This window comes from Streptomyces sp. NPDC039462, assembly GCF_055639375.1.
This window is the reverse complement of the sequence record NZ_JBVKAO010000004.1, coordinates 434124-457760: the sequence shown is the minus strand read 5'-3', so window position 1 is coordinate 457760 and position 23637 is coordinate 434124. Positions and strand designations below refer to the sequence as shown.

Sequence of the window (23637 nt, the reverse complement as noted above, 5' to 3'; positions counted from 1 at the left end):
GTGAGCCGATCAGACGAACGAGTTGATCTCGATCGTCTCCGTGCGGCCCGGGCCCACGCCGATCGCGGAGATCGGGGCGCCGGACATCTCCTCCAGGGCCTTCACGTAACCCTGCGCGTTCTTCGGCAGGTCGGAGAAGGTCTGGGCCTTGGTGATGTCCTCGGACCAGCCCGGCAGCATTTCGTAGATCGGCTTCGCGTGGTGGAAGTCGGTCTGCGAGTAGGGGAGTTCCTCCACACGCTTGCCGTCGATCTCGTACGCCACACAGACCGGGATCTGCTCCCAGCCGGTGAGGACGTCGAGCTTGGTGAGGAAGAAGTCCGTCAGGCCGTTCACGCGGGTCGCGTAGCGGGCGATCGGGGCGTCGAACCAGCCGCAGCGACGGTCACGGCCCGTCGTCACACCACGCTCGCCGCCGATGGTGCGCAGCGCCTCGCCGTCCGCGTCGAACAGCTCCGTCGGGAACGGGCCCGCGCCGACGCGGGTCGTGTACGCCTTCAGGATGCCGATGACGCGGCTGATCTTCGTCGGGCCGACGCCGGTGCCGGTGCAGGCGCCGCCGGCGGTCGGGTTCGACGAGGTGACGAAGGGGTACGTGCCGTGGTCCACGTCCAGGAGCGTGCCCTGGCCGCCCTCGAACAGGACGACCTTGTCGTCGTCGAGCGCGTTGTTGAGGATCAGCGTGGTGTCGGCGACGTACTGCTTGATGTTCTCGCCGTGCTCCAGGAGCTGCTCGACGATCTGCTCCGCCTCGATCGCGCGGCGGTTGAACACCTTGGTCAGGAGCTGGTTCTTCTGCTCCAGGGCCGCCTCGACCTTCTGCTGCAGGATCGACTCGTCGTAGAGGTCCTGCACGCGGATGCCGGTGCGGTTGATCTTGTCGGCGTACGTCGGGCCGATGCCGCGGCCGGTCGTGCCGATCTTCCGCTTGCCGAGGAAGCGCTCGCCCACCTTGTCGACCGTCACGTTGTACGGCGTGATGATGTGGGCGTTTCCGCTGATCAGGAGCTTCGACGTGTCGACGCCGCGCTCGTTCAGACCGCTCAGCTCGGAGAGCAGGACCGACGGGTCGACGACGACTCCATTGCCGATGACAGGCACACAGTCCGGGGACAGAATCCCGGAAGGGAGGAGGTGCAGCGCGTACTTCTGGTCGCCTACGACAACCGTGTGGCCGGCGTTGTTGCCGCCCTGGTAGCGCACTACATAGTCCACCGAGCCACCGAGCAGGTCAGTGGCCTTTCCCTTGCCTTCGTCACCCCACTGAGCACCGAGCAGCACAAGTGCGGGCACAGGCGTACACCCCTTCCGGGCGGGGCATGTCCAAGGTCAGGGGCCGTAGCCGCCGTATGGGTGTGCCTTGGATGCTGCCCCGGAATAGACGAAGCCCCTGGCGCAATAGCGCAAGGGGCTCTTGCACAAAGATGCTACCCGAGGTCTCAAAGAACGGCTAAAAGAAAGGGCGCACGTTGTCGGCTCGCGACCAGCTCCTAGTCGTCATCGACCCGGTCGCCCGGCGCACGGACGGTGAGTCGGTACGGATCGCGAAGGACGTACTCGGTGCGGGTGCGGCGGTCCGTCTCTGTCTGCCCGACGGCCCCGAGGACTTCGCGAAAGCCCTGGCCAGACGGGGTGCCCGGCGTCTCGTGGTGATCGGGGACGACCGGGCGCTGCTGCGGGCGGTGGGGGTGCTCCACCGGGAGCGGGACCTCGCCGGATGTGTGCTTTCCGTCGTGCCGGTGGGGGCCTCGCAGACGCTCGCGCGGGGGCTGGGAGTGCCGGTCGGTGCGGTCGCCGCGGCGCGGGCCGTGCTGGAGGGAGCCGAGCGGCGGCTCGATCTGCTCGTCGACGACAGCGACGGGGTCGTCCTCGGCGATCTGCGCATTCCGCCCGTGGGGGCGTCGGCCGTCGCCCGGGGTTCCGCTGTCGGCGCCGCCGCCCGCGTGCCGGCCGGGGCTCCCGCGGAGGGCCACGCCTGGCTGCGGACCTGCCAGTCCTTCGTACGGACCCTCGCCGCCCGCCCCTCGCGGCCCGCGGCGGCCGACGGGCGCTCCCCGGCGCGGCTGCGGATCGAGGCGGACGGGGTCACGCTGGTCGACCTGGACCAGCCGGTCGAGACCGTGCGCATCACCGCGGGGCCCGGCGGCCTCGCCCAGGTGGAGGTCCGGCCGACCTCGGTGGGCGCGGAGGCGGCGCCCCTGCGGGTGCGGGCGAGGACGGTCACGGTGTCGGGGGCGGACTTCCGGTACCGGGCGGACGCGGTGGTGGCGGGCCCGGTGCGGACGCGGACCTGGACGGTCCATCCGAAGGCGTGGCGGCTGACGCTGCCGCGGTGAGCTGCCGGGTCCGGCTCACACCTCGACCAGGAGCTCCTTGAACCCCCGGATCACGAAGTTCGGCCTGCGTGCGGGCTCCGCGGCGAGGCGCAGACCCGGGGCCCGGCGCAGCAGCGCGCCGAGGGAGGCCGTCAGCTCCATGCGGGCCAGGGGTGCGCCGATGCAGTAGTGGATGCCCGCGCTGAAGGAGATGTGCGGGTTGTCGCGGCGGGCCAGGTCGAGGGTGGCGGGGGCGTCGAAGACCGCCGGGTCGTGGTTGGCCGAGCCGAAGAGCAGGGCCAGCTCCGAGCCGCGCGGAATCGTCACTCCGTCGATCTCGATGTCGTCGAGGACCCAGCGCTCGAAGAGTTGCAGGGGGGTGTCGTGGCGCAGCAGCTCCTCGACGGCCGTGGGGATCAGCCCGTCCGGGTCCGCGCGCAGGGCCGCCAGCTGGTCGGGGTTGCGGAACAGCGCGTGCCAGCCGTTGACCGTGGCGTTCACCGTCGCCTCGTGGCCCGCGTTGAGCAGCAGCACGCAGGTCGAGATCATCTCCTGCTCGGTGAGCGCGTCCCCTTCGTCGTGGGCCGCGATCAGTGCGGAGAGCAGGTCGTCGCCCGGCCTCCGGCGACGGTCCGAGATCAGCTCCGTGAGGTACGCGGTGAATTCGAGGGACGCGCGCACCGCCCGCGCCGCCGTCTCCTCGGACGGGTTCAGCTCGTACATGCCGCAGATCGCCGCCGACCAGGGGCGGAGGAGGGGGCGGTCGCTCTCCGGGATGCCCAGCAGCTGTGCGATGACCGCCACGGGCAGCGGCTCGGCCACGCGGGCCGCCAGGTCCCCGCCGCCGTCCGCCGCCAGGTCGCGCGCCAGCCGGTCCGCCAGCCCGTGGACGTACGGCCTCAGCCGCTCGACGGTGCGGGGCGTGAACGCCTGGGAGACCAGGCGGCGGATGCGGGTGTGGGCGGGTGCCTCCAGGTCGAGCATGCCGTTGTCGTTGAGGACGTGGAACGGCTCGTGCTCCGGGGGCGGGGCCGCGCGCCCGAACTCCTCGTACGTGAAACGGTGCAGGTGGGTGCGGCCCAGGCGGCGGTCGCGCAGGAGGGCGGCGACGTCCGCGTGGTGCGGGACCAGCCACTGGCCGGTGGGCGCGTAGTGGTGGACCCGGCCGCTTTCCCGCAGGGCCGCGTATGCCGGGTACGGGTCGGCCAGGAAGCCGGGAGACGAGGGGTCGAAGGGGGCGTCGGCTGCGTCGGGGGCGGCGGCTGCATCGAGTACGTCGGGTGCGTCGGCTGCGTCCATGGAGGGACGCTAGGTGCTCGCACCCCCTCGTGGCACTACCCCGGAGTGACCAGCCTCGCCTCGTACGCGAACACCGCGGCCTGCGTGCGGTCCCGCAGGCCCAGCTTCACGAGCACCCGGCTGACATGCGTCTTGATGGTGGACTCGGCGACCACGAGGCGGGAGGCGATCTCCGCGTTCGACAGGCCCTGCGCGATGAGGACGAGCACCTCCGTCTCGCGCTCGGTGAGCTCGCCGTACTGCTGCGCCTGGACGGCCGCCGAGAGCCGCGGCGCCTCGGCCAGCTTCGAGAACTCCGTGATCAGGCGGCGGGTGACGGTCGGCGCGAGCAGCGCCTCGCCGGACGCCACCACGCGGACGCCGTCCGCCAGCTGGCGGGCCGAAGCGTCCTTGAGCAGGAAGCCGGAGGCCCCGGCGCGCAGGGCCTGGTAGACGTACTCGTCGAGGTCGAAGGTGGTCAGGACGAGCACCTTGCACCCGTCCGTACCGCCCTCGGACGCGACGATCTCGCGGGTCGCCTCGATGCCGTTCAGCTCCGGCATGCGGATGTCCATCAGGACCACGTCGGGCGCGAGCTCGGCGACCTTGGTGACCGCCTCCCTGCCGTTCACGGCCTCGCCGATCACCTCGATGTCGGGCATGGCGTTCAGGAGGACGGAGAAGCCCTCGCGGACCATCATCTGGTCGTCGGCGATCAGCACCTTGATCGTCATGCGTCTTCTCCCGCCGGGTCGAGGCGGTCCGCGAGCGGCACCGGCAGGAACACCGTCACCTCGTAGCCGCCCTCGGCCGTCGGCTCCGCCGTCATCTCGCCGTTCAGCATGGTGACCCGCTCGCGCATCCCCGTGATGCCGTGGCCCGCCCCCGGGGACGGCTTGACCAGGCCGGTCGCAGGGCCGTTCACGATGCGCAGGCCCAGGCCGCCGAGGACGTAGCCGACCTCGACACGGGCCGGGGCGCCCGGCGCGTGGCGCAGGCTGTTGCTGAGCGCCTCCTGCACGATGCGGTACGCCGAGAGCTCCACGCCCTGCGGCAGCTCGCGGACCGCTCCGGTGACGACCTTGTCGACGGTCAGGCCGGCGTCGCGGACGTTGGCGAGGAGCCGGTCGAGGTCGGCGAGCGTGGGCTGCGGGGCGTCCGGCGCCTCGTAGTCCTCCGCCCGTACGACACCGAGGACGCGGCGCAGCTCGGTCAGCGCCGACACCGCGTTCTCGCGGATCGTCACGAAGGCCTGCTCCAGCTCGGGGGGCGGGTTCTCCACGCGGTAGGGCGCGGCCTCCGCCTGGATGGCGACCACCGACATGTGGTGCGCGACGACGTCGTGCAGCTCGCGGGCGATGGTGGTGCGCTCCTCCAGGAGGGTCCGCTTGTCGCGCTCGATGGCGGTGACGGTGCGCTGCACGGTGACCTCGCGCTGCGCCTCGCGGCGCACGTGCACCACGGTGGTGATCAGGAGTGCCAGCGCCGAGAAGAACAGCATCTGCGGAGCGTTGGTGCCGATGCCTCCGAGGAACACCTCGGCCGCCACCGAGTACGCCCCCGTGCCGACCCACATCCACAGGGCGGTGCGCGGCCCCGTCCTGGCCGCCACGACGACCATCACCACGATGTGCCCGAAGAACGCGGCGGGCCCCCACGGCCAGCCGTCCCAGCTGTTCCCGAGCGCACCGGTGACCGGGGTGGAGAGCAGCGAGAACCAGTAGGCGCCGACCGGCCTGGCCAGCGTCATCAGGATCGCGACCGCGGGGACGAAGCCGGTCAGGACGTACGCGATGTCGTTACCGATGCCGCCCGAGCCGGCGGCGAGGAGCATCGCGATCAGGGCGGCGGACACCACCAAGGCGTGCCGGCTCCAGACCGCGTAACCGCGTATCCGTTCGGGCAGCCGGCTGCTCAGCGGCCCGTACGTGTCCCGGGGCGGCAGGGGCCGGTAGGCAAAGGCGTCGTGGAAGAGCGCCTGGCGCATGCCGCCGAAGAGGTCCAGCAGGAGGTGGTACTCGGGGCTGGTGCGGCCCCGGGCCTTGAGCTGCTCAGTCGTATCGGTCACGTCTACGAAGGTACGGGGGCGCGGCCGGGCGGTCGTCCGCACCAGGACGGGTTCGGGAAGGTCCGTCGCAAGTACTACTCGGAGGTTTCCTCGGGGGTTTCAGAGACCTCAGAGGCCTCCCGACGGGCGGACCACCCCCGACTCGTACGCGAACACCGCAGCCTGTGTGCGGTCCCGCAGGCCCAGCTTCACCAGGATGCGGCCGACGTGCGTCTTCACGGTCTGCTCGGCGACGACGAGCCGCGCCGCTATCTCCGCGTTCGACAGGCCCTGCGCGATCAGCGCGAGGACCTCCGTCTCGCGCTCGGTGAGGCCGCCGACGCGGGACCTGAGCGGGCCGCGCGGGCCGCCGTCCATGCGGGAGAACTCGGCGATGAGGCGCCGCGTGATCCCCGGCGCGAGCAGCGCGTCGCCCGCCGCCACCACGCGGACCGCCTCGGCGAGCTGGTCCGCCGACGCGTCCTTGAGCAGGAACCCGGAGGCGCCCGCGCGCAGCGCCTCATACACGTACTCGTCGAGGTCGAAGGTGGTCAGGACGAGGACCCGCACCTCGGACCGGGCGGACGTGATGCGGCGGGTCGCCTCGATGCCGCTCAGCTCGGGCATGCGGATGTCCATGAGGACCACGTCCGGCACGAGCTCGGCGACCTGGGAGACCGCGTCCGCGCCGTCGACGGCCTGGCCGATCACCTCGATGTCCGGCTCCGCGTTCAGCAGGACGGAGAAGCCCTGCCTGACCATGATCTGGTCGTCGGCGATCAGGACCTTGATCGTCATGGTGTGGTCTCTCCGTGGGTCGGCTGAGCAGTGGTGGGCGGGGCGTCGGTCGGCAGGAAGGCGGAGACCTCGTAGCCGCCGTCCGGGGTGGGGCCGGTGACGAGGTCGCCCCCCAGCATGGCCGCCCGCTCCCGCATGCCGAGCAGCCCGTGGCCCGCACCGGGCGAGGGCGGCGCCGCGCCACGCGCGCCGGAGTCCGTGACGCGGACGCTCAGCCCGCCGCGCGTGTACGTGAGACCGATCCGTACCGTCGAGCCCGGCGCGTGCCGGATCGCGTTGCTGAGCGCCTCCTGCACGATGCGGTACGCCGACAGGTCCACGCCGGGCGGCAGCGGGCGCGGCTCGCCCGCGCTCTCGCGGTGGACGGTCAGTCCGGCCGCGCGCGCGTTGTCGACGAGGCCGTCGAGGCGTTCCAGGGTGGGCAGCGGGGCGTGCGGCGCGGCCTCCGGCTCGTCGGGGTTCTCCGAGCGCAGGACGCCGAGGACGCGGCGCAGTTCGGTGAGGGCCTCCAGGGCGTTGGCCCGGATGCCCGCGAGGTTCTCCCTGAGCTCGTCGGGCGGGTCCTTCACCAGGTGCGGGGCGACCTGCGCCTGGATGGAGATCACGGACATGTGGTGGGCGACCACGTCGTGGAGCTCGCGGGCGATGCGGCTGCGCTCCTCCAGGAGCGTGCGCCGGGCCCGCTCCTCGGCGGTGAGCGTCTCCTGCTCGACGAGCCTGCTGCGGGCCTCGCGGCGGCCGCGCAACAGCGTGCCGATGAGGGTGACGGCGCCGAACACGACCGCCGAGAGCGGCACCGTGGTGTCGTACCCACCGGGGTTGACCGTCTGTTGCAGCAGTCCTGGCACGCCGACACTGAGGGCGCACGCGGCCCAGGCGGCCCGGGGCGGCACCCGCAGGGTGAGGAGCAGCAGCACCGCGGCGTGCGCGACGAGCGAGGGCGGGCCCCAGGGCCAGGGCTCGCGCTCCTGGTCGGTCGGCATCAGCGTCAGGGCGGCGGCCGTCATGTTCGCCCCGAGCGACAGCCACCACGCGGGGACCGGCCGCACCAGCACGAGCAGGAGCGCCGCGGCCTGGCCCAGGGACAGGAACGAGCCGACCGTGTAGCCGAGCCGGTAGCGGGCCGACAGCTGGTCGAGGTTGCCGAGCGTCGTGCCGAGGGCGATCCACACGATCACGACGTGCGGCAGCCAGCGGATCAGGCGGGGCCGCCAGAGGGGCGGCAGGGGCATCGGCGCGACCGTCCACAGCTCCTTGCGCAGGGCCCGTAGCCCGGCCGTGACGGCCCCGTCGAACCGCTCGCTGTCGCCGCGCCCGCGGCCGTCACCCTCCACAAGATCAACTCTAGGCACGCGGCACCGCCTTCGCTCCCCTGCCCCCGGCCCGGCGACGCGCCCGGCCCCGCTTCACCCGGGCCCCTCGGCGCCCCCGGCCCCCCTGCTCGTACGTCCGGAACGCCGAACGGCACACCGCGAGCCCCAGCCCGAACACCGGCAGCCAGGCGAGCCGGGCGAGCACCCAGCCCGGCCCGTCCGGCACCGTGTGCAGGCCGGGCAGCGGGCCCCCGGCGAAGAGGCTCGCGGGGAGCAGGCCGAGCGCGGTGACCGCCATCAGTGCCGTCTGGTGCCAGAGGAATATCGTCATCGCGGAGAGGTTCACGAGGGCCACCGCGGCCCAGGCCGCGGGCCGGCGCAGCCACCGCGCCAGCGGCTCCCGCAGCAGCAGGGCCAGGCCGCACTGGGCGATGCCGAAGGTGACGGCCGCCAGCGTGGGCGGGTTCAGATTCGACATCGGCTCGCCCGGGACGCCGACCATCGAGGCCGGATAGCCGCCCCACAGGACGAGCCCGGCGGTGGCCGCCGCGCCGCACGTCAGCAGCACCCGGCCCGAGTGCCGCGTCAGCTCACCGCGCGTCCAGGCCGCGCCCAGCGTGTACGGCACGAGCCAGCCCGCCGCCAGGTTGACCCAGCCGAGCCAGGCGGGGCCGCCGAAACCGAACCGCACGAGGTCCACGTGGAGAACGACGGCCAGCGGCCACAGCGGGTTGAGCCGCCGCACCAGCGGGGTCGCCGCGGTGAGACCGGCGAAGGCCAGCAGGAACCACAGGGGCGACAGCGCCAGCTTCACCAGCGTGTGCACCGTGTCCGGGGCCGCGCCCGACAGGACCAGGCCCGCGCCGACGGCGGTCCACAGCGCGAGCACCGCGGCGACCGGCCGGAAGAGGCGGCCGACGCGGGCCGCGAGCCACGGGAGATACCCGGTGCCGCGCTCCCGCGCCGTCGCGTAGCTCTTCGTCGCCACGTGCCCGCCGACCAGGAAGAACACGGCGAGCGTCTGGAAGACCCAGGAGACCGGCGCGAGCCACGGCATGTGCTGCAGCGGGCTGGCGGCGCGGAGCGTGCCGCCGTCCGACACCAGGGCGGTGACCAGCCAGTGGCCGCCCACCACCCCGACGATGGCGAAGGCCCGCAGGGCGTCGACGGCACGGTCCCGGCCGGGCGGGGTGGCGGCGTCGATGCGCCTGGCGAGCCGGGACAGTTCACGCATGAGTGACCTCCGGGTCGTCCCCGCGCACGATCCGTGCGAGGTTGCCGAGCGCGACCGAGCCCGGCTTCAGGTAGTCGCTGTGGCCGCCGTCGCCCGCCGCGAAGACGCGGGCGCCGAAGCGGGCGGAGACCGGGTCGGTGCCGAAGCCGACGGTCGTGCCGAAGACGTCGGTGCTGGTGTGCGGCACGTCGGCGATCCAGTCGCCGGCGCCCCTGCCCGCCCAGATCCGGGCCCGCGTGTGCAGCTCCGCCGCGTCGTCGACGCCGGTGCCGGGACTTCCGTAGAACGCGATGTCGGCGACGTCCAGGCCGCGCGGGCCCGAGGCGGCGCTGCCGCACACCACCGAGCCGTACGAGTGGCAGAGCAGGGACACGCGCGCGTGGGCGTTGATGCCGCGCAGGCCGCCGACGAAGGAGCGCAGCGCGGGCGCCGCGTCGTCGGCGCGGCCGGTGGTCAGGACGGCCGGGCTGACCGTGCCCGGCGTCTCGTACCCGAGCCACGCCACGACGGCCGTGCGCGGGCCGAGCTCCGCGTGCAGGGCGAGGGCACCGGACCGCAGCCTGCCGTACGAGTCGAGGGACGTGTCGGAGCCCGGCACCAGGACGGCGACGCGGTCCGCGCCCGCCAGGTCGCCGACGACCTCGGCGGTGCGGCCGACGCCCCGCGCGTCGAAGGCGAGGAACTGCCGGCCGGGCGAGGCCATGGCGCGCAGTGCGGCGGCCCGGTCCGCCGCGCCGTACCCCTCGGCGAGGGCGGCCGCCTCGGTGGCGTTCGCCCGGTTCGCCGCGTACGCCTCGGGGAGGGTCGCCGCCGTGACCCGGCCCAGCGCGGCGGGCGCCGGGGCCGGGATCTCCGGGCGGGCGGCGCCCGACACCGGGACCACCACGGCGGCGGCGACACCGAAGGCCAACAGGGTGCGGCGCAGCCGCCCGGCCCGGATCCTCATCGCGTCCATACCTTCCGCTTCCGTGCGGGCCGGTGCTCCGACTCGCTCTCACGGAAAGGAAGTTATGGATCGGGCGCTGTCGCCCACATCACGCTGGGGTATACAGCGGCGGAGTAGCTCTCAGGTATTACGGGTATCCCCGGGGATGATCGGAACGTCGACCGCAGGCGCGCCAGAGCACCGGCCGCAGGCGCGCCAGAGCACCAGCCGCAGGCGCGTCAGAACGCCAGCTGGGCGATCTCCTCCGCGACCACCGCGCACGCGTCCGCCGCCGGGTCGATCAGCGGGAAGTGGCCCACGTCCTCAAGGAGCGTGAGGCCCACGACCTCGCCCGCCTTCGCGGCCGCGTCGGCGTACGCCTCGGCCACCGCCTGCGGCACGACGATGTCGGTGCGGCCCTGCACCACAGTGGTGGCGATGCCCGTGGGGAGCAGTGCGGCCGGGTCGGCGTACGGCAGCCGATCCTCGAACCGGTCGCTGCCGCCCAGGAGTTGGGCCGGTGCGCCGTCGCAGACCGCCAGCTCCTCGGCGGCGCGGAAGTCCGCGATGGGTGCGAGGGCGACGACGCCGCGCAGCGGGGCCGGGCGGTCGGTGCGCCAGGGCGCGTCGGCGGGCAGGACGTGCCGGGCGGCGGCCCACAGCGCGAGGTGGCCGCCCGCCGAGTGCCCGGTCACCACGGTGCGGCGCGGGTCGGCCGACGGCAGCGCCTCCCGTACGAGCGAGGGCAGCGCGTCGAAGAGGGCGGCCACGTCGTCGAAGGTCTCGGGCCAGCGTCCGGCCACCGGGCGCGTGCCGCCCTGTGCGGGGATGGGACTGCCCCTGCGGTACTCGGCGTTGGCCACCGCGAAGCCCCGGCGGGCGAGGAAGTCGGCGAACGGCGTGACGTGCCGCCGGTCGTAGGGCGCGCGCCACGCGCCGCCGTGCAGCAGGACGACGAGGGGCGCGGGGATGCCCACGTCGCCCCTCGGCGCGTAGAAGTCGACGATCTGGTCGGGGTGTTCGCCGTACGCGGCGGTCACGTCCGGCTCCACGGCGGGATGCGAGAAGGCGGCTTCGGCCTCGGCGGCATCGCGGGCCACGGCGGCGTCGTCCGGCATGCGGCAACCTCTCAACAGCGGTACGGCTGGCGGGCTCGCCCCCGCCGCTCCGGGACGCGGAGCGGCGGGAGCAAGATCCGCCGGACGTTATCAGCCCAGGGTCTCCGCGAGGACACGAGCCGCCCGCTCGGCGTCCGCGAAGGACACGTACAGCGGTGTGAATCCGAACCGCAGCACGTCAGGGGCGCGGAAGTCCCCGACGACGCCCCGCTCGACGAGGCGCCGCATCACGTCACCCGCGTCCTCGCAGCGCAGCGCGACCTGGCTGCCGCGCTCGGCGTGCGCGGCCGGGGTGAGGGACTCGACCCTGCCCTGCGGCACGTACGCGCCGACGCAGCGCAGGAAGAAGTCCGTCAGGGCGAGGGACTTGGCGCGCACGTCGTCGACGGACACGCCGTCCCAGACGTCGAGCGCCGCTTCCAGGGCGAGCATCGACAGGATGTCGGGCGTGCCGACGCGCCCGCGCAGCGCCCCGTCCGCCGCCTCGAACGCGGGCCGCATCCCGAAGGGCTCGGCGTGCGAGTTCCAGCCGGGCAGCGGCGAGTCGAAGCGGGGCTGGAGGCCTTCGCGTACGTAGAGGTAGGCGGGCGAACCCGGGCCGCCGTTCAGGTACTTGTAGGTGCAGCCCACCGCGAGGTCCACGCCGTGCGCGTCCAGGCCGACGGGCAGCGCGCCCGCCGTGTGGCACAGGTCCCAGACGACGAGGGCGCCCGCCGCGTGGACCGCCGCCGTCAGGCCCGGCAGGTCGTGCAGGCGGCCTGTGCGGTAGTCGGCGTGGTTGAGCAGGACGGCGGCGGTGCGCTCGCCGAGTACGCCGGGGACGTCGCCCGGGGCCACCGGTATCAGCCGGCAGCCGGTGAGGCGGGCCGCCGACTCGGCGATGTATCCGTCCGTGGGGAAGGTCGTGGCGTCGACGACGATCTCGTCACGCCCCGCACGCCCCGCACGCCCCTCGTGACCTTCCCTCGCCATGCGGACCGCCGCCACCAGCGCCTTGAAGACGTTGACGCTGGTCGAGTCGCCGACGACGATCTGGCCCGGCGCGGCGCCGACCAGCGGGGCGATGCGGTCGCCGATGCGTTCGGGCGCGGTCCACCAGCCGCTCTCCTCCCACGAGCGGATGCGGAGCGTGCCCCACTCGTGGGTCATGACCTCGGCGAGCCGTCCCGGCACGTGCGCGGGCAGGGCGCCCAGCGAGTTGCCGTCCAGGTACACCGTGTCGTCGAGGACGAACTCCTTGCGCTTGGCGGCGAGTTCGTCGCGGGAGGCCAGCGCCTCGGCCTCGGCTCGCAGGTCACCGCTCCGCAGGTCAGACATGACTCCTCGCAGTCCACAGCTCGGGGAACACGTTCTTCGACGCGCGCTTCTCCAGCCAGGCCACGCCGGCCGAGCCGCCCGTGCCCGTCTTGGCGCCCATGGCGCGGCGGGTGGCGACCAGGTGGTCGTTGCGCCAGCGCCAGACCAGTTCGGCGACGTCGGTGAGCGTCTCGCCGAGGCGGGCCAGGTCGGCGTGCTCGTCACCGGAGTAGAGCTCGGTCCAGACGGCCTCGACCTCCGGCGACGGCTCGTACTTCTTGGAGAGGTCGCGCTCCAGGACGGCCGCGGGGACGGCGTACCCGCGCCGCGCGAGGAGGCTCAGCACCTCGTCGTAGAGGCTCGGCTCGTGCAGCGCCTTCTCCAGCTCCGCGTGGACGCGGGGCGCGCCCCGGTGCGGGACGAGCATGGACGCGGACTTGTCGCCGAGCAGGAACTCCATGCGGCGGTACATCGCGGACTGGAATCCCGAGCCCTCGCCCAGCGAGCTGCGGTAGGAGTTGAACTGGGCGGGCGTGAGCTGGGCCAGCGGGCGCCAGGAGGCGTTCAGGGCCTCCAGCTCGCGCAGGCTGCGCTTGAGCGCGTTCTGCGCGGTGGGGATGTCGTCGCGGCGCAGGGCGTGCGCCGCGGTCTCCCACTCGTGGACGATCACCGTGAACCACAGCTCCATGACCTGGGTGGTGACCAGGAAGACCATCTCGCCGGGGTCGTCCGAGCGCAGGTGCTGCAGATGGGTGAGGACGTCCGCCTGGACGTAGTCCTCGTAAGGGGTGGTGCCTGCGAAGTCGAGGTTCGGGCTCTCCGCCTCGTGGACCTCGGTGGACGCCGCGCGCTCCTCGGGGGATGCCTCATGCGTCTCTGGGGACATCGCTGTCTCCTCGATACGTACTCCGGGTAGCGGTCCGCCCCTGCCGTTACCGGCACGGGGGCCCCGGTCCCCACCGGCATCTTCCGCAACTTTCCCGCAATCGGCAAGGCACACTCCAGGCCGGACAGCTCCTAAAGCTTTACGCTGCTTTCCGGCTGTGCCCGTCGGCGCTCCCGGCAGGCCCGCAGATGGGCGGCGTTCCCGCAGCCGCGCACCGAGTGCCAGACGCCGCTGTTGTTGCGGGAGCGGTCGTAGAACGCGGCGGAACAGGGTTCGTTGCGGCAGATCTTCAGCCGCCGCCAGAGGTTCGATGCCTGGGCGAGCAGCGCCTCGGCGAGCACGGCGGACGCCAGCCAGCGGGCACCCGCACCCTCCGGCTCCACGGTCAGCGCGCCGTCGCCCGAGAGGGCGACCACCACCGGCGCCGAGGTGAAGCGCACCGCGCCCCCGTCCCGGTCGGTACAGGCCAGTGCGCGCCGCAGCTGGTCCCGCAGACAGCGCAGCTTCACCAGGTCCTCGGCCGTCAGGACCAGGCGCACGTCACCCCGGCCCGTCCCCTCCGCCCAGGCGCGTACGGCCCGGTCGGCCCACTCCTGGGCACGGTCGAGCTCACCGTCGGCGAGCAGGTCGACGGGGTCGGCGTGGCCGGCGGACGCGGTGTTCAGAAGCTCCTGAACGAGGGCGAGGCCGCCGGGCGCGGGGGTCAGGCTGAGGCGCTCGGTCGCGGGCCAGTTCATGACGTTCACGGTACTCGCCTTGCTTCGGACATGGGCAAAGTGCGTACAGTGCTGTCATGGAAAGCACGAAGAGCACGGACCCCGCGGCCACCACGGCCACGACGGACACCACGGCCACCACAGACGCCGCAGCCGCCACGGACACGACCGCCGCACGAGCCGCCCGGCTCCTCGGCCGCCCCTTCGACATCAACGGCCTCAGCCTGCGCAACCGCGTCGCCATGGCCCCCATGACCCGCGAGTTCTCGCCGGACGGCGTGCCGGGCGAGGACGTGGCGCAGTACTACGCGCGCCGTGCCGCGGGCGGCGTCGGCCTGATCGTCACCGAGGGCACGTACGTCGACCACCCGTCGGCCGGCAGCAGCCACCGTGTCCCGCGCTTCTATGGAGAGGCGGCCTTGGCGGGCTGGCAGCGGGTCGCCGAGGCCGTGCACGCGGCGGGCGGCAAGATCGTCCCGCAGCTGTGGCACGTCGGCGCGACCCGCGACGAGGGCCAGGGCCCGGTCCCCTCCGCACCCCCGGCGGGCCCCTCCGGCCTCGCCCTCGACGGCACCGCCAAGGGCCACGCGATGACCGGCGCCGACATCGACGCGGTCATCGGGGCTTTCGCGGAGAGCGCGGCCGCCGCCGAGCGGATCGGCTTCGACGGCGTCGAACTGCACGGCGCCCACGGCTATTTGATCGACCAGTTCCTCTGGGGCAACACCAACCGCCGCACCGACGGCTACGGCGGCGACCTCGCGTCCCGCACCCGCTTCGCGCGCGAGATCGTCGAGGCGGTGCGCGCGGCGGTCTCGCCGACGTTCCCCGTGATCTTCCGCTTCTCGCAGTGGAAGGCGGACGCGTACGACGCGAAGATCGCCGCCGACCCCGCCGAACTGGACGCCCTGCTCGCCCCCTTGGCGGCCGCGGGCGTCGACGCCTTCCACGCCTCCACGCGCCGCTACTGGCTCCCCGAGTTCGACGGCGACGACCTGAACCTCGCGGGCTGGGTCAAGAAGCTCACCGGAAAGGCCACGCTGTCGGTCGGCTCGGTCGGCCTCGACAAGGAGTTCCTCAGCCCCGGCTGGACGAAGGAGACCGCCACGACGGGTATCGACCTGCTCCTCGACCGCATGGAGCGGGACGAGTTCGACGTGATCGCGGTGGGCCGTGCGCTGATCGCCGACGCGGAGTGGGCGAACAAGGCGATGAGTGGCCGCCTGGGGGAGGCGGCGCCGTTCGATGCAGGGCTCTTGGGGTCCTTGCGTTGATTTTTCGGGTGCGGGTTGGGTGTGGCTGGTAGCGCAGTTCCCCGCGCCCCTGAAAACACCCCCGGCACCGTAATGTCAGCCCGTCCGGGCCCAGTGAGTTTCAGCCCGTCCGGCGTTTGAGGACGAGGCCGTTCAGGCCGATAAGGGGGTCCGGGGGCAGCGCCCCGAAGCCGGGGGTCCGGGGGCAGCGCCCCCGTGGCGGCAACCCCGGACCCCGCTCACGTCAGCCGAGCGTCTTCGCCGCGGTCTCGGAAGAGTCCCGCAGGAAGCCCGCGCAGCGCTCGTACTCCTCCTGCTCGCCGATCGCCTGCGCCGCCCGCGCGAGGGCGTGCAGGGCGCGCAGGAAGCCGCGGTTGGGCTCGTGCTCCCACGGCACCGGGCCGTGGCCCTTCCAGCCGCTGCGGCGCAGGGAGTCCAGGCCGCGGTGGTAGCCCGTACGGGCGTACGCGTACGACTCGACGACGCTGCCGCGCTCGTACGCCTCGTCGGCGAGCCGGGCCCAGGCGAGCGAGGACATGGGGTACTTCGCGGCGACGTCGGCGGGAGCCGTGCCGTTCGCGAGGAGCTCGCGCGGCTCCGGGTCGTCGGGCAGGTGGGTCGGGGGCGGTCCCCCGAGCAGATCCTTGTGAATGGCCATGGGTCCAAGTCTGCGGCATGCCGGTACGGCGAAGGCCCCGGGTCACCGACCCGGGGCCTCCACACGCGAGACGAGAGGTACTACTTCAGCTTCGTGCCCGTGGAGCGCAGGTTCGCGCAGGCCTCGGTGACGCGCTGCGCCATGCCGGCCTCGGCGAGCTTGCCCCAGGTGCGCGGGTCGTACGTCTTCTTCGAGCCGACCTCGCCGTCGACCTTCAGGACGCCGTCGTAGTTCTTGAACATGTGGTCCGCGACGGGCCGCGTGAAGGCGTACTGCGTGTCGGTGTCGAGGTTCATCTTCACGACGCCGTTCTCCAGCGCGGTCGCGATCTCCTCGGCGGTCGAGCCGGAGCCGCCGTGGAAGACGAAGTCGAACGGCGACTGCTTGCCGTACTTCGCACCCACACCCTCCTGGAGGTCCTTCAGGAGCTCGGGGCGCAGGACGACGTTGCCCGGCTTGTAGACGCCGTGCACGTTGCCGAACGAGGCGGCGAGGAGGTAGCGGCCCTTCTCGCCCAGGCCGAGGGCCTCGGCGGTGCGCAGCGCGTCGTCGACGGTCGTGTACAGCTCGTCGTTGATCTCGTGGCTGACGCCGTCCTCCTCACCACCGGTCGGAGTGATCTCCACCTCGAGGATGATCTTCGCGGCGGCGGCCTTCGCGAGCAGCTCCTGGCCGATGGCCAGGTTGTCGGCGAGGGTCTCGGCGGAGCCGTCCCACATGTGGGACTGGAACAGCGGGTTCTGGCCGGCCTTGACGCGCTCGGCGGAGATGTCGAGGAGCGGGCGGACATAGCCGTCCAGCTTGTCCTTGGGGCAGTGGTCGGTGTGCAGCGCGACCGTGATGCCGTACTTCTTGGCGACGATGTGCGCGAACTCGGCGAGCGCGACCGCGCCGGTCACCATGTCCTTGCTGTGCTGACCGCCCAGGAACTCCGCACCACCGGTGGAGATCTGGATGATGCCGTCGCTCTCGGCCTCGGCGAAGCCGCGCAGCGCCGCGTGCAGCGTCTGCGAGGACGTCACGTTGATCGCCGGGTAGGCGAACTTGCCTGCCTTCGCCCGGTCGAGCATCTCGGCGTAGACCTCGGGAGTTGCGATGGGCATGTGTCCGCTCCTTGTGATGTGCGGGTGGGTGCTGTGCTGCCTGGACCCTGACCTGGGGGCGACGACATTGTCGCCCCCATCTTTCCAGACGCGACGGTCCTTGCGGACGCGGCCGTCAGTCCAGGCCGAGGTCGTCCTTCGAGTACGCGAAGAGGTACGGCACACCCGCACCCTCGGTGATCTTCTCGCCGGCGCCGGTGGCCCGGTCCACGATCGTGGCGACGCCGACGACCTCGGCGCCCGCCTCGCGGACGGCCTCGACGGCGGTCAGCGGCGAGCCGCCGGTGGTGGAGGTGTCCTCGACGACCAGGACGCGGCGGCCCTTGATGTCGGGGCCCTCGACGCGGCGCTGCATGCCGTGCGCCTTGGCGGCCTTGCGGACCACGAAGGCGTCGAGGCGCTTGCCGCGCGCGGCGGACGCGTGCAGCATCGCGCCCGCGACGGGGTCGGCGCCCATGGTCAGGCCGCCCACGGCGTCGAAGTCGAGGTCGGCGGTCAGGTCGAGCAGGACCTGGCCGACCAGCGGGGCGGCCTCGCCGTCGAGGGTGATCCGGCGGAGGTCGATGTAGTAGTCGGCCTCCAGGCCGGACGAGAGCGTCACCTTGCCGTGCACGACGGCCTTGTCCTTGATCTGCTGCAGCAGCTCGCCGCGTACGTCAGTCATGTCCAGAAGCTTAAAGGCGTCGCCACGTCCACGTCGTCGCCGTCTCCAGGGGCTCGATGGGGGTGACCAGGCGCGGGTCGGTGTTGAGGCCGTTGGGCGGGCCGGTCTGCGGTTCGACGCAGACCGCGGCCTCCTGCTCGTCGTAGACGACGACCCACTGCTCGCGGCTCTTGACGTTCACTTCGAGCCGCTCGGGCCAGGTCAGCGTCACGTCGACGCCGTCCGGCATGCCGAAGCAGTCGTCCCAGGGGCCGGGCTTGCGGTCGATGCGGTGGCCGGTGGGGAGGTGGTCGTCGCCGCGCTCCTCCTGCCAGGCGGGGTCGAAGCCGATGCGGACCGGCTCGCCGCCGCCGTCGAGGACCCGGTTGAACCACGGGTGCCAGCCGGCCTGCGCGGGGAAGGAGTCGCCGTACGTCTCGATGCCGAGGCGGAGCGTCAACGCGTCCTCGCCGAGTTCCACGATCTGGGTGACGCGGCCCGGGTGGGGCCAGGGCTCGGTCAGGTCGTACGTGAAGACGGCCTCGGTCTTCGAGGTCCGTGCCGTGCGCCATTCGGCGTCGCGGGCGAAGCCGTGGATGGCGTGCGGCGGGGAGTTCAGCGGCATCTGGTGGACCACCGCGCCGTCGCGGAACCGGCCGTCCCTGATCCGGCCGCACCACGGCACCATCGGGAAGCAGCCGTACTTCTTCCCCTGGCGCAGCAGCTCGACGCCGCCGATGCGCAGACTTCCGATGCGGCAGCCGTTGCCCGGCTGCACCGTCACTTCCGCGTCGCCCGCGGTGAGGGTCACGTCTTCGGTACTCACAGGGCCGACCCTACGACGTGCGCGGTCGGCACCGCGTGAGCGGTCAGCGGCGGCGGCGCAGGGCCCGGCCGACGACGATGGCCGACGCCAGCGCGAGCGCGGCGGCGGGCGCGGCCCAGCGGAGCGTGGCGTTGGCGGTGAGGGACTCGGGGGCGGGGGTGGGCGCGTACCGGCCGCGGGGCGGGGCGTGGTCGACCTCCTCGGCGCTGCGGCCGATCATGGTGCGGCGCGCGTGCGCGGCCTCGGCGGGCGGCACGTCGATGTCCCCGATGTCGTCCACGTTGTCGAGGTGTTCGAGGCGCTCCAGCTCTTCGAGGTCTTCGAGGTCCTCGATGCCGTCCACCTCGTCGAGGACGTTGGTGTCGTCGAGGTTGATGCCGTCGTCGGCGTCGTCGATGTCGTCGATGTCGTCGAACTCATCGGCGTCGTCGGCGTCATCGATGTCGTCGCTCGGCGCCGTGTCCGGGGGCGCCGCCGCCCCGAGGCCCTCGGCGAACCGGTCCAGAAGCCGCCGGACAGCGGATTCCACAGCCTGTGGAGAACCTTCCGTGATCCGGCCGTCGGCGGTCGCGCCGCCGTCGAACACGAGGGTCGCCCCCTCGGCGGCCGGCACGAGGCGCACGGTCAACGTCAGCCGCACGGCACCGGAGCCGCGGACCTCCGCACCCTCGCCCTCGACGGTGTACGTCCCGTCGGCGCGGGCAGCCGTCCGCGCCGAGCCGCGGTAGGTGATGGTGTGTCCCCCGACGCGCACCTTGAGGCGGCCGGAGATCGGCCCCGCCGTCTCCTCCGCGTCGCGCTGAAGCCCGGGAACCGCCCCGGCGACCCGCTCGGGGTCGGCCAGGACCTGCCGGAGCCGCTCTGCCGATACCGGAACGAACACCTCATGCTCCATGGCAGTGGAGCCTACCCACGCGGCCACCACTTGTACGACAGTTCGCCGCGCCGGGTACGTCAGTTCGCGTAACGCGGATGGACCAGCGTGGAGGGCGGCAGTCCCCGCTGCCGGGTCGGCTCGGCCGCCCGCGCCCCGGCCCGCACCACCTCCGACCGTGCCGCGCGGAGCAGCACGGGCCGGGTCCGCGAGGCGAGCACGAAGCCCCAGTCGCGGGGCGCCCCGGCCCCCTGCGCCGTGCGGTCGGGCCCGGCGGCGAACCCCGAGAGCCGCCCGCCGACCCGGTACGCCACGGTCCGCAGGCCCGCCGCGCGCAGCGAGGCCTCCACCGTCCAGAAGACGCGCGGCCTCGCGGTCAGCGGTCCCGCGTGCACGGCGAGCCTGCCGCCGTCGGCGAGGGCCCGGGTGGCGAGGCCGTAGAACTCCCGGGAGTACAGCTTCGTGCTGGCCGTGATGCCCGGGTCCGGCAGGTCGGAGACGACCACGTCGTACTTCGCGCGGGTCTGGCGCAGCCAGCGGAACGCGTCGGTGTGCACCACGCGGACCCGGGGGTCGCGGTACGCCCGGCCGTTGAGCTCGCTCAGGGCGGGGTCGTGCCGCGCGAGGTCGACGACGCCGGCGTCCAGCTCGACGATGTCGACGCGGCGCACGTCCGGGTGGCGCAGGATCTCGCGGGCTGCGAGGCCGTCGCCGCCGCCGAGGACGAGCACGCGCGCGTGCGGCCCGCGCATCGCGGGTGCGACGAGACCCCGGTGGTAGCGCTGCTCGTCGCGTCCGCTGATGCGCAGGCGGCCGTCGAGGAAGAGGTCGAGGGAGCTGCGCCGGCCGCCGGTGAGGACGACCTCCTGCACGTCGGTCTGCACGGCGACCCGGATGTCCCCGCCGTACACCGCGCGCCGGGCGGCCCGTTCGAAGTCGTCGACGAGCACCGCGGCGGCGGCGAGCAGGGAGAGCACCACCACGTTCGCGGTGAGGAGCACCCAGCGGGCGCGCACGCTCAGGTCCTGCCGGAACAGGCCGAGGACGAGCGCGCCGCCCGCGACGGCGTTGACCGCGCCGGTGAACAGGGCGCCCGTCAGCTGCCCGAACTGCGGCAGCAGCAGAAAGGGGAAGGCGAGCCCGCCGACCAGGGCGCCCACGTAGTCGGCGGCGAAGAGGTCGGCGACGGCGCCGCCCGCGTCCTGCCGCCGGATGCGCTGGATCAGCACCATCAGGAGCGGCACCTCGGCGCCGATGAGGATGCCGATGGCGAGGGAGAACGCGACCAGCAGGCCGCGCGACCCGCTCGCCCACACCTCGCCCTTGTCGCCGGTCCACGCGAACGCCGCGTACAACGCCATGGCGCTGCACCCGCCGACCAGCGCGAGCGCGGCCTCGACGAGGCCGAACCAGGCGGCGGCGCGGCGCCTCAGCCGCTTGGCGAGCAGCGAGCCGATGCCCATGGCGAAGACCATCACGGAGAGCACGACGGAGGCCTGGGTGACGGAGTCACCGATCAAGTACGCGGCGAGGGCGACGAGTTCCAGTTCGTACACGAGGCCGCAGGCGGCGCAGACGAAGACGCCCACGAGGACGAGGAACCGTCCTGTACGGGGCGAGACCGGCAACCGCACCGACGACTGGAGCACCCTGGAACGCTACGTCACCACCGGCTCGTGCCGAGTCCCCCACATGGGTGCAAATCCCCCGCCGGTGCTCCCGCCCGTCCCTTGCCCGCCCCCTCGCTCATCGCCTCGCTCATCGCCTCGCCCGTCAGAGCGACGCGGGCAGCGGCATGCGCGCACCCACCCTCGTCCGTGTCGCCACGAGCTGGCCTTCCTGGGGATACGCGTGCCACGTACGCCACATCAGCGATCCTTCGTGCCGCTGTGCGAGCATTGCGGTGAATGCGTGCGGACTGCCGGGGAACACACCCGCCAATCCGTGCGGGTGTTCGGCCACAAGTGCGAGCAACTCCTGCGCACGGCCCGCGAACTGACCACGCGACAGTGTTTCCACCCGGGCCGCGAATTCGTACTCCCATTCACCCACGCGTTTCGAAACGCCGAGCGGAAGGGGCGTACTGCTGCCGGGGATGCAGGCCACGGTCTCCGAACAACCGCCCTGTTCGTCCTCCAGGAGTACCTGGTGCGAGGCCCCGAGCAGTCTCAACTGCATTTTCGCGTCCGCCAGTTCCAATTCGAGGGTGGCCAGCGCGGGCAACGGCTCGCGGCCCAGGGCCCAGGCCAGGTCCTCGGCGCGCGTGTCGGTATAGACGGTCTTCAGGGTCGTGAGCATGGGTCGGCTCCGCTAACACTCAATGGAGGTGGGGCCGGCGCACCCGGAACGGACTCCGGGAGGTCGGAATGCCGGCTCGTGCCCACAAGAACGTCTTTCGGGTATCCAGATCCCGGTCTGTGAAACCTGGACCAGGAAACCTGGACCAGACGTCCGAGGGCGGTGCTGACGTTTCAGAGGGAATCATGGTCGGCGACGCTGCCACTGCGTTTTTACCCAAGTACGTGTGGTTTCCATCCCCATGAGGGCTACGCAGTTCAACTGTTCAGTACAGCCATCACGGAACACGGCCCTGACGTGGTGCCGAAGCGGAAGCCCGACTCCGCGCCGCAACACCGAAGCGCCCGGCGGGAATTGCGGGCCCCGCCGGGCGCTTCGTGGATTCGGTGGACCAGCTGCCCCGTGTCAGCTGCCTCCGCCGCATCCACCCCCGCCGCCCCCGCAGGAGGAGCTGCCTCCGCCGCACGACGAACCGCCGCCGCACGACGATCCGCCGCCGTCGTGGTGCCCGCCGTCGCCGCCGCCGGCCCACCAGCTGCCGCCGCCCGCCGAGCTCGACGCCGTGCCCGAGGTCCAGCGCGACCGGGTGCGGCGCCGGCCGTTCCCCCCGTAACCGATCGCCGCGACCAAGGCGAAGATCAGCACCGCAACGAAGACGAAAGCCACGAACATGGCCCCCACGCTCCTTCCGTTCCCCCCGAAGCAGGTCCCCCGTGGGCCGGCTTCTCGTGTGACAGGGGGATGCCCTTGTCCAAGCCGACGCAAAGCAGAGTTGAGGAACTCCAGAGGTTCGGCGCAGGATGGCGGCCATGACGTCCTCCTCCGGCCCCTCCGGGCGCGAGCCCGGCCCCTCCGGGCGCCCGCTGCTCAACCGCCGCCTCGCCGAGTTCGGCACGACGATCTTCGCAGAGATGTCCGCCCTCGCGGTCCGGACGGGCGCGATCAACCTGGGCCAGGGCTTCCCCGACACGGACGGCCCCGAGGCCGTGCGGGAGGCCGCGGTGCGGGCGCTGCGCGACGGCCGCGGCAACCAGTACCCGCCGGGACCCGGCGTCCCCGAGCTCCGCACGGCGATCGCCGAGCACCAGCTCGCCCGCTACGCGCTCTCGTACGACCCCGACCGCGAGGTCCTCGTGACGGCGGGCGCCACCGAGGCGATCGCCGCGTCACTGCTCGCCCTCGTCGAGCCGGGCGACGAGGTCATCGCGCTCGAGCCCTACTACGACTCGTACGCCGCCTCGATCGCCCTCGCGGGCGGCACGCGCGTCCCCGTCACCCTGCGCCCCCGCGACGGCCGCTTCGTCCTCGACCTGGACGAGCTGCGCGACGCGGTCACCGACCGCACCCGGCTGATCCTCCTCAACACCCCGCACAACCCGACCGGCACCGTCCTCACCCGCGCCGAGCTCACCGAGATCGCGAGGCTGGCGGTCGAGCGCGACCTCCTTGTCGTCACCGACGAGGTCTACGAACACCTGGTCTTCGACGACGCCGAACACCTCCCGCTCGCCACCTTCCCCGGCATGCGCGAGCGCACGGTCAGCATCGGCTCCGCGGGCAAGACGTTCTCGTTCACGGGCTGGAAGGTCGGCTGGATCACTTCGTCGCCGGAGCTGGTCGCGGCGGTCCGCTCGGCGAAGCAGTTCCTCACGTACGTCTCCTCCGGCCCCTTCCAGTACGCCATCGCGGAGGCGCTCGCCCTCCCGCCGTCCTACTTCGACGACTTCCGCGCGGACATGCTGGCCAAGCGGGACCTCCTCGGCGAGGGCCTCACGGCAGCGGGCTTCGACGTCTACCGCCCGGCCGGCACGTACTTCATCACGACCGACATCACCCCGCTCGGCACGACCGACGGCTTCGCCTTCTGCCGCTCGCTCCCGGAGCGGGCGGGCGTCGTCGCCATCCCGAACGCGGTCTTCTACGACCACAGGGACGCGGGCGCGCCCTTCGTCCGCTTCGCCTTCTGCAAGCGGACGGCTGTCTTGGAGGAGGCGGTGACGCGCCTCAAGTCACTGGCGGGCTGAGAGCCGGCGGCCTGCGGTACGCCGAGAGCCCG

General features: G+C 72.7%; 23 protein-coding genes. 3 read left to right on the top strand and 20 right to left on the bottom strand.

What is annotated here, in order from left to right; genetic code table 11:
- Positions 1-9 precede the first annotated feature (9 nt).
- Positions 10-1293, bottom strand: coding sequence for an adenylosuccinate synthase (locus tag ACZ7LU_RS24455; RefSeq protein ID WP_362987947.1), 1284 nt, complete (start codon positions 1291-1293; stop codon positions 10-12).
- A 176-nt stretch (positions 1294-1469) separates the two neighbouring features.
- On the opposite strand from ACZ7LU_RS24455, the gene ACZ7LU_RS24450 reads away from it, so the two are divergent.
- On the top strand, positions 1470-2336 hold the full coding sequence (locus ACZ7LU_RS24450) for a diacylglycerol kinase family protein (RefSeq protein ID WP_470973890.1): 867 nt from the start codon (positions 1470-1472) through the stop codon (positions 2334-2336).
- Positions 2337-2351: 15 nt separating this feature from the next.
- On the opposite strand, the gene ACZ7LU_RS24445 is transcribed toward ACZ7LU_RS24450, so the two are convergent.
- The 11 genes from ACZ7LU_RS24445 to ACZ7LU_RS24395 all read right to left on the bottom strand — a co-directional run bounded on the left by ACZ7LU_RS24445 (position 2352) and on the right by ACZ7LU_RS24395 (position 13947).
- Positions 2352-3614 (bottom strand): cytochrome P450, encoded by a 1263-nt coding sequence (locus ACZ7LU_RS24445; RefSeq protein ID WP_471918008.1) that lies wholly within the window; start codon positions 3612-3614, stop codon positions 2352-2354.
- A gap of 35 nt (positions 3615-3649) precedes the next feature.
- The gene (locus ACZ7LU_RS24440) at positions 3650-4327 is read right to left on the bottom strand and encodes a response regulator (protein ID WP_398302141.1); all 678 of its coding nucleotides are present in this window, start codon (positions 4325-4327) and stop codon (positions 3650-3652) included.
- A complete protein-coding gene (locus tag ACZ7LU_RS24435) occupies positions 4324-5661 on the bottom strand; it encodes a sensor histidine kinase (protein ID WP_471918007.1) in 1338 nt (445 codons plus the stop codon). The genes ACZ7LU_RS24440 and ACZ7LU_RS24435 overlap by 4 nt, the downstream gene beginning before the upstream one ends.
- A 108-nt stretch (positions 5662-5769) precedes the next feature.
- Complete coding sequence (locus ACZ7LU_RS24430; RefSeq protein WP_471918006.1) at positions 5770-6438, bottom strand: response regulator; 669 nt, start codon at positions 6436-6438, stop codon at positions 5770-5772.
- Complete coding sequence (locus ACZ7LU_RS24425) at positions 6435-7772, bottom strand: sensor histidine kinase (protein WP_471918005.1); 1338 nt, start codon at positions 7770-7772, stop codon at positions 6435-6437. The genes ACZ7LU_RS24430 and ACZ7LU_RS24425 overlap by 4 nt, the downstream gene beginning before the upstream one ends.
- Positions 7773-7782: 10 nt before the next feature.
- The gene (locus tag ACZ7LU_RS24420) at positions 7783-8985 is read right to left on the bottom strand and encodes an acyltransferase family protein (RefSeq protein WP_471918004.1); all 1203 of its coding nucleotides are present in this window, start codon (positions 8983-8985) and stop codon (positions 7783-7785) included.
- On the bottom strand, positions 8978-9931 hold the full coding sequence (locus ACZ7LU_RS24415) for an alpha/beta hydrolase (protein WP_471918139.1): 954 nt from the start codon (positions 9929-9931) through the stop codon (positions 8978-8980). Before ACZ7LU_RS24415 ends, ACZ7LU_RS24420 begins: the two co-directional genes overlap by 8 nt.
- Before the next feature lie 218 nt (positions 9932-10149).
- Entirely contained in the window at positions 10150-11028 is an 879-nt protein-coding gene (locus tag ACZ7LU_RS24410; protein ID WP_471918003.1) for an alpha/beta hydrolase, read from the bottom strand.
- A 90-nt stretch (positions 11029-11118) separates the two neighbouring features.
- Entirely contained in the window at positions 11119-12345 is a 1227-nt protein-coding gene (gene kynU / locus ACZ7LU_RS24405) for a kynureninase (protein ID WP_471918002.1), read from the bottom strand.
- Positions 12338-13210, bottom strand: coding sequence for a tryptophan 2,3-dioxygenase family protein (locus tag ACZ7LU_RS24400; RefSeq protein WP_468090668.1), 873 nt, complete (start codon positions 13208-13210; stop codon positions 12338-12340). The genes kynU and ACZ7LU_RS24400 overlap by 8 nt, the downstream gene beginning before the upstream one ends.
- Before the next feature lie 131 nt (positions 13211-13341).
- Positions 13342-13947, bottom strand: a complete 606-nt coding sequence (locus ACZ7LU_RS24395) for a CGNR zinc finger domain-containing protein (RefSeq protein WP_471918001.1) — start codon at positions 13945-13947, stop codon at positions 13342-13344.
- Positions 13948-14003: 56 nt separating this feature from the next.
- Here ACZ7LU_RS24395 and ACZ7LU_RS24390 point away from each other — a divergent pair, with 56 nt between their 5' ends.
- Positions 14004-15200 carry an NADH:flavin oxidoreductase gene (locus ACZ7LU_RS24390; protein WP_471918000.1) on the top strand — a complete coding sequence of 399 codons (1197 nt, stop codon included), beginning with the start codon at positions 14004-14006 and terminating at the stop codon, positions 15198-15200.
- Between the two features lie 223 nt (positions 15201-15423).
- Here the strand turns inward: ACZ7LU_RS24390 and ACZ7LU_RS24385 are convergent, their stop codons facing one another.
- The 8 genes from ACZ7LU_RS24385 to ACZ7LU_RS24350 form a co-directional block, all read right to left on the bottom strand.
- Positions 15424-15837 carry a DUF3151 domain-containing protein gene (locus ACZ7LU_RS24385; protein WP_471115685.1) on the bottom strand — a complete coding sequence of 138 codons (414 nt, stop codon included), beginning with the start codon at positions 15835-15837 and terminating at the stop codon, positions 15424-15426.
- An 80-nt stretch (positions 15838-15917) separates the two neighbouring features.
- Positions 15918-16940, bottom strand: coding sequence for a class II fructose-bisphosphate aldolase (gene fbaA / locus ACZ7LU_RS24380; RefSeq protein WP_398302119.1), 1023 nt, complete (start codon positions 16938-16940; stop codon positions 15918-15920).
- Between the two features lie 115 nt (positions 16941-17055).
- Positions 17056-17604, bottom strand: a complete 549-nt coding sequence (pyrE, locus tag ACZ7LU_RS24375) for an orotate phosphoribosyltransferase (protein WP_062774598.1) — start codon at positions 17602-17604, stop codon at positions 17056-17058.
- Between the two features lie 10 nt (positions 17605-17614).
- A complete protein-coding gene (locus ACZ7LU_RS24370) occupies positions 17615-18409 on the bottom strand; it encodes an aldose epimerase family protein (protein ID WP_468301390.1) in 795 nt (264 codons plus the stop codon).
- A 43-nt stretch (positions 18410-18452) separates the two neighbouring features.
- Entirely contained in the window at positions 18453-19304 is an 852-nt protein-coding gene (locus ACZ7LU_RS24365) for an SRPBCC family protein (protein WP_471917999.1), read from the bottom strand.
- 59 nt (positions 19305-19363) lie between these two features.
- Entirely contained in the window at positions 19364-20932 is a 1569-nt protein-coding gene (locus ACZ7LU_RS24360) for a polyamine aminopropyltransferase (protein WP_471917998.1), read from the bottom strand.
- Between the two features lie 124 nt (positions 20933-21056).
- Positions 21057-21581: a DUF2617 family protein gene (locus ACZ7LU_RS24355; RefSeq protein ID WP_398302111.1), complete on the bottom strand. Its 525-nt coding sequence runs from the start codon at positions 21579-21581 to the stop codon at positions 21057-21059.
- Between the two features lie 405 nt (positions 21582-21986).
- Positions 21987-22253 (bottom strand): hypothetical protein, encoded by a 267-nt coding sequence (locus ACZ7LU_RS24350; RefSeq protein WP_468301396.1) that lies wholly within the window; start codon positions 22251-22253, stop codon positions 21987-21989.
- A 128-nt stretch (positions 22254-22381) separates the two neighbouring features.
- On the opposite strand from ACZ7LU_RS24350, the gene ACZ7LU_RS24345 reads away from it, so the two are divergent.
- Entirely contained in the window at positions 22382-23605 is a 1224-nt protein-coding gene (locus ACZ7LU_RS24345) for a pyridoxal phosphate-dependent aminotransferase (RefSeq protein WP_471917997.1), read from the top strand.
- The last annotated feature ends 32 nt before the right edge of the window (positions 23606-23637 follow it).